General features: G+C 63.8%; 8 protein-coding genes and 1 pseudogene. 8 read left to right on the top strand and 1 reads right to left on the bottom strand.

The window, feature by feature from the left end:
* The 4 genes from AC1VS5_RS08205 to AC1VS5_RS08220 form a co-directional block, all read left to right on the top strand.
* Positions 1 to 1,256, top strand: a 1,256-nt coding sequence (locus tag AC1VS5_RS08205; RefSeq protein ID WP_481218312.1) for a CbiQ family ECF transporter T component, incomplete at its 5' end; no start/stop codon positions are given.
* Between the two features lie 49 nt (positions 1,257 to 1,305).
* Positions 1,306 to 2,154: a tRNA pseudouridine(38-40) synthase TruA gene (gene truA, locus AC1VS5_RS08210; RefSeq protein ID WP_481218313.1), complete on the top strand. Its 849-nt coding sequence runs from the start codon at positions 1,306 to 1,308 to the stop codon at positions 2,152 to 2,154.
* A 220-nt stretch (positions 2,155 to 2,374) separates the two neighbouring features.
* Positions 2,375 to 3,445 (top strand): glycosyltransferase family 2 protein, encoded by a 1,071-nt coding sequence (locus AC1VS5_RS08215; RefSeq protein WP_481218314.1) that lies wholly within the window; start codon positions 2,375 to 2,377, stop codon positions 3,443 to 3,445.
* Positions 3,446 to 3,643: 198 nt separating this feature from the next.
* A complete protein-coding gene (locus AC1VS5_RS08220; RefSeq protein WP_019127921.1) occupies positions 3,644 to 4,081 on the top strand; it encodes an arginine repressor in 438 nt (145 codons plus the stop codon).
* 125 nt (positions 4,082 to 4,206) lie between these two features.
* Here the strand turns inward: AC1VS5_RS08220 and AC1VS5_RS08225 are convergent, their stop codons facing one another.
* Entirely contained in the window at positions 4,207 to 6,393 is a 2,187-nt protein-coding gene (locus tag AC1VS5_RS08225) for a transglycosylase domain-containing protein (protein WP_481218315.1), read from the bottom strand.
* 186 nt (positions 6,394 to 6,579) lie between these two features.
* Between AC1VS5_RS08225 and AC1VS5_RS08230 the strand changes: the two genes are divergently transcribed.
* From AC1VS5_RS08230 to AC1VS5_RS08245, 4 genes and pseudogenes are all read left to right on the top strand, one after another.
* On the top strand, positions 6,580 to 8,262 hold the full coding sequence (locus AC1VS5_RS08230) for a DUF6056 family protein (protein ID WP_481218316.1): 1,683 nt from the start codon (positions 6,580 to 6,582) through the stop codon (positions 8,260 to 8,262).
* Between the two features lie 219 nt (positions 8,263 to 8,481).
* Positions 8,482 to 9,696, top strand: coding sequence for a tyrosine--tRNA ligase (gene tyrS, locus AC1VS5_RS08235; RefSeq protein WP_481218317.1), 1,215 nt, complete (start codon positions 8,482 to 8,484; stop codon positions 9,694 to 9,696).
* Between the two features lie 230 nt (positions 9,697 to 9,926).
* Complete coding sequence (gene gltB, locus AC1VS5_RS08240; RefSeq protein WP_481218318.1) at positions 9,927 to 14,618, top strand: glutamate synthase large subunit; 4,692 nt, start codon at positions 9,927 to 9,929, stop codon at positions 14,616 to 14,618.
* Between the two features lie 159 nt (positions 14,619 to 14,777).
* A pseudogene (locus tag AC1VS5_RS08245) lies at positions 14,778 to 15,257 on the top strand (glutamate synthase subunit beta); the annotation flags it as partial.

Here is a 15,257-nt window from a genome sequence, read left to right on the forward strand (position 1 = left end):
GCCAGGCTCGTCGGGTGGCGCTTGCAAGCATTCTCACGCTCAATCCTCGCGCGGTTGTTCTCGACGAGCCCACGGCTGGTCTCGACGCTCCGGCTCGTGCGGCGCTCCACCGCTTGGTGCAAGATATTGCCTGCAAGGGGCTTCCAGTCCTCGTGGTGAGTCATGATCTTGAAGAGTGGCTCGCGATCGCAGATCAGGGGGTCCTGCTTGCAGATGGCACGATTGCATGGCAGGGGACGCCGGCTGCGCTCGCCTCGGATATAGATGCGTTTGCGCGGGCGGGGCTTGAGCCGCCAGAATCCTGGCAACTTCGTGAACTTCTTGTGCAAGCGGAAAAGCGTGATTCTGCAGGCGTGAACGGGGTCACGTCAGTGGAAACTGCTGCGCAGGGGCAAGAGGCCGGCGCCGCGCAAGAGCCAGAGGGCACGTCGGCGCAAGAGCCGTTCTCGCACGGATCGGAGGTCGCGGCTAGGCCAGGCCAGAAGGACACGGCAGGGCGTGGGCTGGAACGCGTCGACGCACGCGTAAAAGTGATCCTTCTGCTTGTCGCGACGGCCGCGCTCTTTGCCGCGAGGGCTCCTTGGGCACTTGCCATATGGGCAATGCTCTGCTTGTTGGTGCTCCGTGCATCCGGCATCGGGGGCAAGGCCGTTGCACGCGCCCTGAAGCCGGTCGCCCTACTCTTAGCGTTCATCGTCTGCGCAAATCTCGTCTCTTGCGATGGAAGCGCCGACGTTGCCATCGCGGGGAGTGTCGGCATCAGCACGGTGGGTGCCGCGCGTGCCGCCACCGCCGTGGCGAGGATCATCATGCTCGTATGCCTTGCGCTTTCGGTCGCGGAATCCACAACGCCAACCAAGCTTGCACACGCCTGCACGAGTCTCATGAGGCCGCTCGGCCATATCGGGGTGCCGATCGAAGACGTCGGGCTTGTGCTATCTATGGCCCTGCGGTTCATTCCCGTTGTCTCCGAAGAGGCGGGGCGCATCAGGCTCGCGCAGCGGGCGCGCGGTGTTAACTTCGACGAAGGGTCGGTGCTCAGGCGCGTGCGGGCATGGGCGGCGGTGCTCACGCCACTCGTGGTCGGGCTCTTCAGGCGCGCCGATCGCGTGGCGGAGTCTATGGATGCCCGCTGCTACGGCCAGCGGAGCTCTGAGCAGCATAGACGCGTACCTTTGCAGCCGGCGGACAAGCTTGTTCTTCTCGGCGGGCTCGTTGTCATGGCGGTGCTCACGGTGCTTTCGTATAGTATCTGATAGGAAAGGCGTGCCGATATGCTGGTGCGCGAGACGATAGGGGGGCGCGATGGAGGACAAGGCAAGGGCACTGGAGGCCATGGACCATGACGGGCTGCCCTCATGCGCGGGCATCATCGTTTTGCGCCTGGGGTACTCAGGGGAGGCTTATAGCGGGTTTGCCGAGCAGGCGCAGCCCGAGGTGCGCACGGTCGCCGGAGAGCTCAGGAAGGCACTGGAAACGTTCCTGCGCCGTGAGGTGGACCTTACCTGCGCCGGCCGTACAGACGCCGGCGTGCACGCGCTCAGCCAGTATGTGAGTTTCCCTGCCATCGATGGTGAGCTCTCGATTGCCCAGACGCGCTGGTTGCGCGCTATGGATGCGCTCTTGCCGCGCGATATCGCCGTTCAGGAGGTCTTCCGGGCGCATTCGGATTTCTCCGCTCGCTTTGATGCTTTGGCACGCACCTACACGTATCGCATCGCCGATCGGCCGAATCGCCCGGTGCTCACGCGTGATCATGTGTGGTGGCAGCGTATGCCGCTCGATGAAGAGGCCATGGATAGTGCGGCGCAGCATCTCGTAGGGGAGCACGATTTCAAGAGCTTTTGCAAGATGGCTTCTGCGGTAGGGAAACCGACCTGTCGAAATGTGATGAACGTGGGTTTTGAGCGAACCGAGGATCTTGGGGAGGAAGTGCTCGCGTTCACCATCACCGGCAATGCCTTCTTGCATTCCATGGTGCGCACCATCGTGGGGACGCTCGTGGAGGTGGGGCTCCATCGGCGCGAGCCCAGCTGGGTTTCTGAGGTGCTTGCAGCGTGTGACCGCCGGGCAGCGGGCCCAACGGCGCCGGCGTGCGGGCTCACGTTCGTGGACGTTGCCTACCCGCCGGGTACCCTCATGCCACTCGCATAGGGCGTGTCGTCCGGACGGCGCGCGCTGATTGCTTGGTGCCCCGTGCGCATGGTGCATACCAATTGCACCCCACGCCGCTCGCATAGGCTGTCGCGATGTGTTGTGTTGTTGCAGAACATTTGTACAGAACGTGCAGCCAAGCACTTCGAGTCCGGTGAAAACGCCCGGTGATACCATGTAATACGACTTGCAGTCCAGGACTCCCGGGGGAGGTTGAGCGGTGGCACGTCGTATGGTGAAGCGCCCGTTCATCTCGGTTATCGTGCTTGCCCACGATGCCGAGCGACATGTGCTGCGCACCCTGGAGAGCGTGCTCGACCAGGACTTCGACGATGTTCAGCTCGTGGTGTGCGACTGCGCTTCCCATGATCGGACTGCTGCCATCTGCCGTCGCTGTGCGGAGCGCGAGATCAGACTCGACGTCATCGAACTCGAAGATACCGACCGTTCCCTTGCCTTCGACCGCGCTCTTGGCGTGGCGCGTGGCCGCTATGTGCTCGTGCTCGGACAGAACGATTGGCTGGCCCCGCGCGCTCTCGAGCATCTCCACGCATTGCTTACCGAGCATGATCTTGAGCTCGCCATCCTCGCGCTTTCGGTTGACGAAGATTCTGGCAACGGCGAGCTCAGCTCGCATCGCCTGAGCTTCGATGTTGCGCCGACGCGCACGAAAGATGAGTTTCGCGATCAAGCGCCCTTGTTTTTGGCGGACGGCATCTTCAACGCGCTCAAGGGCAAGGTCTTGGACCTCGACCGTGCCGACGCGCTCGGCTTGCGTATGCAGCTTTGCGGTAACGAGGTCGCCTATCTTGCCGCCTACCTTGAGGATATCGAGCGCGTGGGCGTGGCGGGTCAAGCCGTCTGCCATGTGGCTCAACAAGAGATGATGAACCACTTCAACATGGCCGCATATGCCTGCTGTGAGCGGAATCACGAGCGGTACCTGCAGCTCATTTCGACATGGCACCGCGACCGCGACGAAGCTCTTCTGGCTGCGGTCCATCGCCTGCATCTACGCGAGATCATCTCTTGCATTGAAGGCGTCTGCTCGTCGCGCGAGATTTCTGCTATCGAGCGCAATGCGCGCGTTCGCGACATGATCGAGGCGCCGAGCACGCGGGCTTCGGTGGCAGTGCTCGGTGATACGAGCCGTGAATTCGGCTTCATCTACGGTTCCATCGTCCGCAAAAACGTGACCGCTTGCTGTCTGAGCGCCCGCCTTTCGATACTCGCGCGCATCTCGCATCTTCCCTTCGCAGCGCGAACGGGCGTCATGCTTTCATGTGCTTGATCGCTCTGTCGTACATCGCATGCGGGGAATCGTTGCCAAAGCGTTCTCTCAAATGATCTTCAGCGCATGAAAAGAAGCATAAATCGTATAGGATATGCTTCAATTTGATTACACACCGCCATTCTCCTGCGTAATTGAGTACACTATGCGTACTTCACGCATATCTAGCAGGAACGTGGCGAAGGGGAGTGCAGCGAAATGGCGAAGAAACGCAACGGCCGGCAGGATGCCATCCGGGAAATAGTTCGCAATAAGAACGTTCGCACGCAACGCATGCTCGTCGACGAGTTGAAGACGTTTGGTTTTGACTGCACGCAAGCCACGGTCTCGCGCGATATCGCCGATATGGGGCTGCGCAAGCTTCCCGAGGGCGTATACGTGCTTGCTGAGGATCTGCATCTGCAGCGCATGGTCTCGGAGCTCGTCGTAGAGGTCGTGCGCACGGGCAATCTCGTGCTTGTGAAAGCACAGCCGGGTACGGCGTCCGGTATCGCCGCCGCTATCGATGCTGCAGAACTTCCCGCCGTGCTCGGGTCGCTCGCGGGCAACGACACCATTCTGGTGGTCGCGCGAACCGACGACGACGGCGAGCGGTTCGAGACCCTCATCTCGAAGCTCTGCAATCCTCATCGATGAGACAGTTGTGCCAGGTACAAGTGTCTCATGTATTTAGGACCCAAAAGCAACGGGGAGCCCCTGAGAGCTCCCCGTTTTGCTATCAATGAGACACTTGTACCTGGCACAACTGTCTCATTTTGGCTCTATTCTACGACGCCGCCGCCTTCTTCATTCCCGCCGCCGCTATCGGTCGTTGGCGGAGTGACCGACGTCGGTGGCGTAGGCGATTCCGGTTCGCCGGTGGAAGGGTTGGTTGGGGAGGTGGGGCTTTCGGTGCCCGTGTTCCCGCCGTCTCCACCGTCGCCCGTGCCGGAATCGGTCGAAGGATTCTCGTTTTCCACTGCGGTCTCGGTCTCGGGCGTTATAGCCTCGGATCCGCCGCCGGAAAGCGGCTTGCCGTCAACCTCCCAAACCGAGTCGTCCTGATAGGTGATCTGGCCGTCGGCTGCTGGGAATTCCTCGCGTTCAACGCCGTCGAGCACGGTATTGAAGAAGTTCCGCGCGATAGGGATGGGCAGGTCGGAGGTGCGCGCACGCCTTCCGTTGACGGTGACGCGCTGGTTGCTGCCGCTATGGCCCGTCCAGACGGCCATGGTGTACTGCGGGGTGTATCCGCAGAACCACAAGTCGGACGGTGCCTCGGTGGTGCCGGTCTTGCCCGCGAAAGGCTGGTTCACGGAGAGCTGGGCGCCCGTTGCCGTGCCGCTGGAGATGACGCCCTCGAGGATGTCGTTGATCTCTGCGGCAACGCTTGCGTCGAGTACGCGCTCGGGGCTGTCCTCGTGCTGGTAGATGACCTCGCCGTTGCGGTTCTGGATCTCGGTGATCGCCACGGCATCGCGATGCTCGCCACCCATGGCGAAGGTGGAGTATGCCTCGGCCATCTGAAGTGTCGAGAGCTCCTTGGTGCCCAGCGTGAGCGACGAATACGCATTCATCTCGTCGTCGATGCCCAGGTTATGGCACATATCGATCACGTTCTGGATGCCCACGGCCTTCGCCACCTGCACGTAGCCCGTGTTCGCCGAGACCTCGGTCGCCCGCGCGAGCGAGATATAGCCATAGGAGTGGTCGTCGTAGTTGCTCACCTTGTACGAGCCGTCGTCAAAGGTTTGCGGCGAGTTGCAGTTGATGATGATGCCGGGGTTCATGCCCTGGTCGATGGCGGTGGCAAGGGTGAATGCCTTGAATGCGGAGCCCGTCTGGCGCTGCGTGATGGCATGGTTGGTGTGCTGGTCGTCGGCGTAGTAGTCCCGTCCGCCCACCATGGCCACGATGTAGCCGTTGTCGTTATCGATCACTGTCATACCGGCTTCAAGGCCGTCCTCGTCGAACTTGTTGAGCTGATCCTGCACCGATGCCTCTGCTGCTTGCTGTACGCTCGGCTTGATGGTGGTCTTAACGGTGAGGCCGCCAGAGAAAATCTGGTCGTAGTCGAACTCATCCGAGAGCAGGGAGCGCACGTAGTCGACGAAGTAGGGGTAGGCGTTGATATCCACACCCGTGCCCGAGGTCTCAGATACGTTGAGCTGGAGCTCCTCGGCCTGCGCGGCGTCATGCTCCTCCTGAGAAATGTAGCCGTTGCGGAGCATGCGGTCGAGCACCGTGTTGCGGCGCTGGACGGCGAGCTCGGGGTTGATGGTGGGGTCGTACTGCGATGGGGCATTCGGCAGGCCCACGAGCAGGGCCGCCTCGGCCAGGGTGAGGTCGCTCGCGCTCTTGGAGAAGTAGGTCTGCGCGGCGGCCTCGATGCCGTACGCTCCGTGACCGTAGTAGATCACGTTGAGGTACATGTTGAGGATCTCGTCTTTGGAATAGATCTCCTCCATCTTGACGGCGAGGTAGATCTCGCGCACCTTGCGCTCGAGGGTGATGTCGAACTGCTCGTCCAAGAGGATGGTGTTGCGCACGAGCTGCTGGGTGATGGTCGATGCGCCCTCGGAACCGCCGGTGATCTGCGAGACCGCAGCGCGCATGATGCCTACGAGGTCGAAGCCGCCGTGCTCGTAGAAGCGCTCGTCCTCAGTGGCGACGGTGCCGTTGATCACATAGTCGGAAATCTGGTCGAGCGAGACCGTGGTGCGGTTCTGCGTATAGAAGCTGGCGATCACGTTGCCATCGGCATCGAGGATCGTCGTGGGCTCGCTCATGAGGTAGAGGTCGGTGTCGGTGTAGTCGGGCAGGTCTTGGAGCCAGGTATCCACGACGCCGATCATGCCGATGCCGAAAGCGGTGCCCGCAAGGAGCAGGAACCCGAAGAACGACGCGATGATGATGGGCAAAGCGTGCGTCTTCGCGCGCTTTCGACTATGGCGTTGACGAGGACCCATATAGACCTCCTGTTGCTGAAGCTTCGCGTGTGCTTGCGCGCAGATGCGGGCAAATCGTCAAACATAGATAGAGCACACATTACCTCAACACGCTCGTTGATGGAATTTGGGTATGCTTGTTCAAGCCAAATTCCAGACCGACTGCATACCTTGCGGCGTGCTCGCAAGGCTAGATGGGAGCGACCAATGGGTTCGATCGAGGGCGCGCAGCCGGCGCACGGAGGCACGCGAAGCCCTGTCGGCGGCGAGGCGCAACCGGCGCACATGGTGGCACCTCGGCATGCGGCTGCCAGCCATGCACCACGGCCCGCGTTTGCTCACCGCCCGGGGCGGGGGAGCGGAGCCGAGCCCCATGCCCTCGTGGCCATAGCCGCCGTGCTCGCTTTTGCCCTTGTGGTCGCGCTGGGCATCATGGTCGCCATCTCGTTTTTCGATCACAGCTATGCCGACGATTGGCATTACGGTGTTGACGCCCACCTTGCGCTCGAGGCCGGGCGCGGCGTATTCGGAGCCGTTGCGGCGGCGGCCCAGGAGGTCGTCGATACCTATTTCTCCTGGCAGGGCACCTACTCAGCAATCTTTCTCATGGCGCTTCAGCCGGGCGTGTTCGCCGAGGAGCTCTACGGCCTGGGCGCGGTGTTCATCATCGTCGCGCTCGTGCTCGCCACGGCGTATGCCTCGAGTGTCGTTGTGCGCGATCTGCTTGGCGCGCCGCCCGCGGTGTGGGTCGCCCTCACCTGCCTCGTTCTTCTGCTGCAGACGCAGCTTTTGCCGAGCCCCGTCGAAGGGTTCTGGTGGTACAACTCGGCTATCTACTACACCTTCTACCATGCGCTTATACTCGTGGCTGCGGCGCTTTCGGTGCGCATTGCTCGAGGGCGCACGCGCCGGGGGCCCATCGGGCGAGCTGGGTTGGCGGGCCGCGCGATGGGGCTTACGTTCCTCACGGCGATACTGGCGGGCGGCAATTTCGTAACGGGGCTCGTCGCGGGCACGGCGCTCTTTGCCGCCACGGTGGCGTGCATCGCACGGGGCAATCGGCGCGGCTTCGCCCTCGTTCCGGCGCTCGTGGTCTTCGCTGCCGGCTTCGCGCTCTCGATGGCGGCGCCGGGAAACGTGGAGCGTCAGGTGAGCCAGTTTCCCGGTGATAATCTCGGCGTCATCATGACGCTTCTGCGGAGCGCCTTTGCGGGTATCGAGTACATCGTCTTGTGGACCAACGGCCTGTTCGTCTTGGCGCTTGCTCTCGCGGTGCCCGTGATGGTGTGGGCGGCGCGGCGCTCGGCCTGTTCCTTCGCGCTGCCGGGCGTTCCGGCCGTGGCGTCCGTGCTGCTCTTTATGGCGAGCTTCGCTCCAACGTTCTACTCCATGGGAACGGTGGGCCCGGGCCGCGTGCAGAACATTCGCTACGATCTTTTCGTGGTGCTCGCATTTCTCTGCATCGGCTGGTTTTGCGGATGGTGCGTTCGCCGTCTCGAGCGGTCGGGGCGCACGGCCGCGGTGTCCTGGAAGAGCTTGGGGCGGGTCTGGCCGGCATACACCGCGCTCATGTTCGCGGTGCTTGCGCTCATGGTCGGTGCGCTCGCCATCGACGAGAGGCATCGCGACGACCTCGTTTCGATCTCTGCCGCGTCGTCGCTCATCTCGGGGGAGGCTCAGGAATACGACGACCAGGTGTGGGCACGCATTACCACGCTCACGGAGAGCCCATCGGCAGATATCCAGGTGCCGTTCTACACCGTGGGCCCCAAGGTGCTCTTCATGGGCGATATCCGCGACAACATGGATAACTACATCAACTTCCGCCTGGCTCAGTGGTATGGGCGCGACTCCGTAATCGGCTACACGCCTTCGAGCTCCAAGGAGTGATGCTTCGGATCTCGCCCGCCGTCCTTTACGTGGCGCCATGCATCGAAATCCTGCCCGAAAGCATATTGTGGCGGGCTGTGCTCGGCGTGCGGAGTCATCGTGTTCCGTTGCCCGGTTTTCGGCTACACTAATACAGTTACCGAGAAAACAAGCACCGCCAGCGCGCAGAAGACCTATGGGATGCCGTCGGCGAGGGTGCTAGATATCAGGAGGACAGAAATGCTGTCAGTCGAAGAGCAGATGCGGATCATCACCTCGGGAGCGGCGCAGATCGTGCCTGAGGCGGATCTTAAGAAGAAGCTCGAGCGGGGCATGCCGCTCAACATCAAGCTGGGCGTGGACCCCACGAGCCCCGACCTCCATCTGGGCCATGCAGTGCCCCTGCGCAAGATGCGCCAGTTCCAGGACCTAGGCCATACGGTCACGCTCATTATCGGCAACGGTACCGCGCTCATCGGCGATCCGTCCGGTAAGAATTCCACCCGTCCGCAGCTCTCGCAGGAGCAGGTCGAGGCAAACGCGCAGACCTACGTCAACCAGGCCATGAAGATCCTCGACCCCGAGAAGACCACCATCGTGCACAACGCTGACTGGATCCTCTCGCTCGACCTCAAGGGCCTGCTCGAGCTCTGCAGCAAGTTCACCGTGGCGCGCATCCTAGAGCGCGAGGACTTTACCAAGCGCTACCAGTCGCAGACGCCCATCGCGCTCCACGAGTTCCTCTACCCTGTGATGCAGGCATACGACTCCACGGTCATCAAGGCCGACGTTGAGATGGGCGGCACCGACCAGCTCTTCAACCTGCTCGCCGGTCGCGAGCTTATGGAGAAGATGGGCATGGAGCCGCAGGTCGCGCTCACCATGCCGCTGCTGGAGGGCACCGATGGCGTGCGCAAGATGTCCAAGAGCTACGGCAACTACATCGGCCTCACGGACGAGCCTGCCGATATGTTCGGCAAGACCATGTCCATTCCCGACGAGATGATCGCGAAGTACTACCGCCTGGCTAGCTCCAAGACTCCCGAGGAAGTCGATGCCATCGAGGCTGCGCTCGCCGACGGCTCCGCCGATCCGTACGAGCTCAAGCGCGCGCTCGGTCGCGACCTCTGCGATACCTACCATGGCGCAGGCGCGGGCGAGGAGGCGCAGGCCGAGTTCGACCGGGTGTTCAAGGAGAGCCAGCTGCCCGAGGACATCGCCGTGGTCTCGGTCGGCCTGACCCCCAACGATGAGGGCCTCATCTACCTTCCGGGCGTGCTCAAGGAGGCTGGGCTCGCCCCGTCTGCCGGCGAGGCGCGCCGGCTCATCGACGGCGGCGGCGTGAAGATCGACCAGAAGCCGGTCGCGCCCAAGACCTACAACATCGATCCGGCGTTTCTACACTCCGGCTGCGTACTCCAGGTGGGCAAGCGCAAGTACGCGCGTCTCGCTTAACGCGTCTCGCCGAGTCTTCCTGCAACGAGCGGTTTCGAGCGGGCCCGGACCTGTCATCGCGACGGGTCCGGGCCCGCTTTTTCATGCGAACGCACCGCCATGTTGCCACTCGGTTTCGAAACATGGTCGAAACGCCGGCGCAACGGTTGCGCAACGCGCGCGCCGTATGATGCCACGACGCGCCGGCTTGCCCTGCGCTTTTCGATCCATGCAGAACCGGGAGGGTCGCCATGCCCACGTGCCATACAGCCACCCTATCGAACGCCGCGGAAAGCGGCCTTTATCGCCCTGAGTTCGAGCACGATGCATGCGGCATCGGTGCGCTGGCGAGTATCACGGGAGAGCGGTCGCACCAGATGCTCGACGACGCGCTCTCGGTGCTCGTGAACCTCGAGCATCGCGGGGGCACGGGCCTCGAGAAGAACACCGGCGACGGTGCGGGCATCCTCTTCCAGGTGCCGCACCACTTCTTCCGCAAGGAGGCTCAGAAGTGCGGCCACATCCTTCCCGATGAGGGACGCTACGCCGTGGCCATGCTCTTCTTCCCGCAGGATGAGCAGGGCGTGCGCGATGCGCGGCGCGTCTTCGAGGATGGTTGCGCGGCTTGCGGCGTTCCCGTGCTCTTCTGGCGCGAGGTCCCCGTTGACCCGCACGACCTCGGCAACACGGCGCGTGCATGCATGCCCACGATCCTCCAGGCGTTCCTCGGCCTGCCCGAGGGAACGGAGCCGGGGGACGCCTTCGAACGGCGGCTCTACGTGTGTCGTCGCGCCATCGAGAAGGCGGGTGACGTGGAGCATGCGCTCCAGGGCAAGATCTTCTACATCTGCAGCATGTCGAGCCGCACCATCGTCTACAAGGGCATGCTCGTTGCCACGCAGATGCGCCGGTTCTTCATCGATCTCAACGACGCCGCCGTCAAGACCGCCGTGGCGCTCGTGCACTCGCGCTACTCCACCAACACCACACCCAGTTGGGAGCGGGCTCACCCTAACCGGATCATCATTCATAACGGCGAGATCAACACCTTGAAGGGCAACGTCAACTGGATTCGGGCTCGGGAGCCCAACCTCTACTCGCCGCTTTTGCAGGGCGATCTTGCACGGGTGCTCCCCATCATCAACCGCGAGGGCTCCGATTCCGCGATTCTCGACAACGTGCTGGAGTTCCTCGTCATGAACGGCCGCCCGCTCTCCCGTGCGGTGAGTATGCTCCTTCCTGAGCCATGGGACCACAACGAAGCGCTTGGGGCGGAGCGTCGCGCCTACGACGCCTACCAGTCGATGCTCATGGAGCCGTGGGACGGGCCTGCTGCCATTGCTTTCACGGATGGCCGCACGCTCGGTGCCGCGCTCGACCGCAACGGGTTGCGTCCGGCTCGCTACTACGTGACGCGCGATGACCGGTTCCTGCTTTCGAGCGAGGTCGGCACCATCGAGGTCGATCCATCCAACGTGCTCACCGCGGGCTGCTTGGGGCCGGGAGAGATGCTCGAGGTCGATATGGCGGCGGGCCGCGTGGTTTATAACGACGAGCTCCGCGGCGCGTTCGCCAAGGAGAAGCCGTATCGCGACTGGATCGCCGAGGAAACGATCGACGTCCGCGACCTCGCGGCTCCTTCGGCTGAGCGCGCGCCGATTGCCGAGGATGCCGCCGTGCCCGAGACGGTGCGCCTCGTGAAGCTCGGCTACCATTGGGACGACGTGGACGAGGTGCTGCGCCCCATGGCATGCACGGGTGCGACCCCGCTCGCCTCGATGGGCATCGACGCGCCGCTTGCATGCCTCTCCAAGAAGAACCGGTCCTTCTTCGATTACTTCTACGAGCTCTTCGCCCAGGTAACGAACCCGCCGATCGACGCTTTGCGCGAGAGCTTCGTGACCTCGACGGTGCTCTATCTGGGCAACCACGGCAACCTGCTCGAAGACTCGCGCGCATCCTGCCAGCTCGTGCGCTTGCAACGGCCGCTGCTTACGCGCGAAGAGTTCGAGAGCATTTGCGCCATCGACCGCGTGGGGTTCCGTGCCCAGCGCTTCCGCGCCGTCTTCGTGTATGGCCGCGGGGCGCAGCGTGGCGCGGGCGAGGTGCTCGGCAGCGCCAACGCGGCGCCCACCGGGGCCTGCGCCCTCGAGGAGGCGCTCGACCGCTTGGCGCGCGAGGTAGAGGCTGCGGTGCGCGATGGCGTGAACATCGTCGTGCTTTCGGACCGAGCAGGGGAGGGCGAGGTTCCCATCCCATCGCTTCTTGCGGTCTCGGCTGTTCACAACCACCTCATCCGGGCGGGCGTGCGCACGTTCGCGGACCTCGTGGTGGAATGCGGTGACGCCGTCAGCGCGCACGACTTCGCGGCGCTCGTGGGGTACTCGGCGAGCGGCATCTACCCGTATGCCGCCCATGCGGTGATCGGACGCCTTGCGGACGCGGGCGACCTTACCGCCAAGGATGGGCGTGCGCTCACGGCTGCAGAGGGCGTGGCGAACTTCAACCGCGCGGCGACGGCGGGCATCGTCTCGATCATGTCCAAGATGGGCATTTCCACGGTGCAGAGCTACCACTCCGCCCAGATCTTTGAAGCGGTGGGCCTTGCGCCCGCGTTCATCGACCGCTACTTCACCGGTACGGTGAGCCGCGTGGGAGGGCTCGACGCGGAAGCGGTGGAGCGCGAGCTGCGCCAACGCTACGACGAGGCGCTTGCAACCGAGAAGAGCCCCGCGCCCGGCCAGCTGCCCACCTTGGGCCTCACCAAGTGGCGGCCGCTCGGCGGCGAGGAGCATCTCATCGACCCGCAGGTCATCTACACGCTTCAGCGCGCTTGCCGCGAGGACAGCTACGAGCTCTTCCGTTCCTATAGCGAACGGCTGCACGTGCCCGGGCGCCCGGTGCGCCTGCGCGACCTGCTCGATTTCGATGCGGGTGCCCGCGCGCCCCTCTCGCTTGACGAGGTCGAGAGCGCTCGCTCGATCGTGCGCCGCTTTAACACCGGCGCCATGTCGTTCGGGTCTATCTCCCAAGAAGCGCATGAATGCATGGCGATCGCCATGAACCGCCTGCACGGCCGCTCGAACTCCGGCGAGGGCGGCGAGGACCCGCGCCGCGAGACCCCGCTCGCCAACGGCGATTCGAAGAACTCGGCTATCAAGCAGGTGGCCTCGGGGCGTTTCGGCGTGACGAGCCGCTACCTGTGCTCGGCGACGGAGATCCAGATCAAGATGGCTCAGGGCGCCAAGCCCGGTGAGGGCGGGCACCTGCCTGGCAAGAAAGTCTACCCTTGGGTAGCCGAGGTGCGTAGGTCGACCCCCGGCATCGGCCTCATCAGCCCGCCGCCGCACCACGATATCTATTCGATCGAGGACCTGGCGGAGCTCATCTTCGACCTCAAGTGCGCCAATCCCGGTGCGCGCGTGAGCGTGAAGCTGGTGAGCGAGGCCGGCGTGGGCACCATCGCGACCGGTGTGGCCAAGGGTGCGGCCGACAAGATCCTTATCTCGGGCCACAACGGGGGCTCGGGTGCCGCTCCGCGCGATTCCATCTGGCACGCGGGCCTGCCGCTCGAGCTCGGCCTCGCGGAAGCGCAGCAGACGCTCGTGCGCAACGGTCTGCGTTCGCGCGTGGTGCTCGAGGCCGATGGCAAGCTCATGGATGGCACCGACGTTGCGGTCGCGTGCCTTTTGGGTGCCGAGGAGTTCGGTTTCGCCACCATGCCGCTTATCGCCATGGGCTGCCTCATGCAGCGCGACTGCCAGCAGGACACCTGCCCTGCGGGCATCGCCACGCAGAACTGCCGCCTGCGCCGGGGCTTCGCGGGCAAGCCGGAGCACGTGGAGCGCTTCATGCTTTTCGTGGCCGAGCAGCTGCGCGAGGTCATGGCCCGGCTTGGTTTCGCCACGGTAGACGAGATGGTGGGCCATGTGGAGTGCCTGCGCCAGGTTGAGGCGCCGGGCAATTGGAAGGCCGGGCTCATCGACCTTGCTCCGGTGCTCGCGCCCGCGGTGTGCGAGTTCGGCGCGGATATCCCGGGCGCCGACGCCCCGCATTACCTGCCCGCTATGGCCGCGGACCAAGGGGTGGAGCGCACGCTCGACGCGACGCTCTTCGTGCCGTATACGCAGGATGCCCGCGCGCACCTGCGCCCGGTGCACTTCCGCGCGGACATTGCCAACGTCAACCGCTGCGTGGGCACGCTTCTGGGCCACGAGGTCACGAAGGCCCATCCCGAAGGGTTGCCGGACGGCGCCATCACCATAGATTGCGACGGCTCTGCCGGGCAGAGCTTCGGAGCCTTCCTGCCAGCGGGCGTCACGCTCAACGTTCGCGGCGATGCGAACGACTACTTTGGCAAGGGGCTCTCGGGAGGCGTCGTCTCGGTCCGTCCTCCGGAGGGCGCGACGTTCAAGTTCGACGAGAACATCATCGTGGGCAACGTGGCCTTCTATGGCGCAACCGGAGGGCGCGGCTTTGCGAACGGCCTCGCCGGCCAGCGCTTCGGCGTGCGCAACTCCGGTGCGACGCTCGTGGTGGAGGGCGTGGGCGCACACGGGTGCGAGTACATGACGGGCGGCTGCGCGCTCATCCTAGGCGAGGTCGGGCAGAATTTTGCTGCGGGCATGACGGGCGGCGTCGCCTATGTGTATGACGAGCGTCGCACGCTCGCCGCCCGCTGCAATACCGAGATGGTGCGGCTCTGCACGCCATCGGAGGCCGAGCTCGAGCAGATTCGCGCGCTCATCGAGGAGCACGTCCGCTATACGGCGAGTCCGCGCGGCATCAAGCTGCTCTACCAGTTCGCCACGGCGTCGAGGCGCTTCGTCAAGGTGATTCCCACCGATTACGAGCGCGCGATGAAGATCGTGGAGGAGGCCGAGCGCCGGGGCGCCACGCATGAGCAAGCGTTGGAGGAGGCTTTCGAGGCCATCACGGCGTAGCGCGGTCATTATGGGACGTGTTTGTTTTGACCGTTTTTGGCCGGTCATTATGGGACGGGTTCATTTTGACCGTTTTCGGCCACAAGGGGACGTCACAAGGGGACGGATTTGATGCGGGGCGGATTGCCCGCAGTCGATAAGGTTTGAGAGGGGATATCGATGGGGAAGCCCGGAGCATTTCTTGAGCGGGATCGCGAGGTGCATGCGCTGCGCCCGGTGCGCGAGCGCGTTCACGACTACAACGAGCTCTATGTGAACCTCGATGAAGATGCCCAGCGCCGACAGGCGAGCCGCTGCATGATGTGCGGGGTTGCGTTTTGCCAGATGGGCGGTGCGTTTGGCAGCGCTCGCCCAAGCGGCTGCCCGCTCCACAACCTCATCCCGGAGTGGAACGAGCTCGTGTATCGCGGACGATGGGCAGATGCAGTCGAGCGGCTGGCGCTGACCTCGCCCTTGCCGGAGTTCACGAGCCGTGTGTGCCCGGCCCTTTGCGAGGCTGCGTGCAACCTTGGCAGGGTGAGCGACGAGCCCACGACCATCCACGACAACGAACGCGCCATTTCCGATTGGGAATGGGCACACGGTGGTCCGCGCCGGTTTGAGCCGGCTTCCAAGGATGCGCCGCGGGTTGCCGTGGTG

The organism is Enorma sp. (genome assembly GCF_982429025.1).

Bases quoted from the DNA above. Each gene is read 5' to 3' on its own strand.
- gltB (WP_481218318.1), top strand. From the start codon at position 9,927: ATGCCCACGTGCCATACAGCCACCCTATCGAACGCCGCGGAAAGCGGC.
- AC1VS5_RS08220 (WP_019127921.1), top strand. From the start codon at position 3,644: ATGGCGAAGAAACGCAACGGCCGGCAGGATGCCATCCGGGAAATAGTT.
- AC1VS5_RS08230 (WP_481218316.1), top strand. From the start codon at position 6,580: ATGGGTTCGATCGAGGGCGCGCAGCCGGCGCACGGAGGCACGCGAAGC.
- tyrS (WP_481218317.1), top strand. From the start codon at position 8,482: ATGCTGTCAGTCGAAGAGCAGATGCGGATCATCACCTCGGGAGCGGCG.
- AC1VS5_RS08225 (WP_481218315.1), bottom strand. From the start codon at position 6,393: ATGGGTCCTCGTCAACGCCATAGTCGAAAGCGCGCGAAGACGCACGCT.
- truA (WP_481218313.1), top strand. From the start codon at position 1,306: ATGGAGGACAAGGCAAGGGCACTGGAGGCCATGGACCATGACGGGCTG.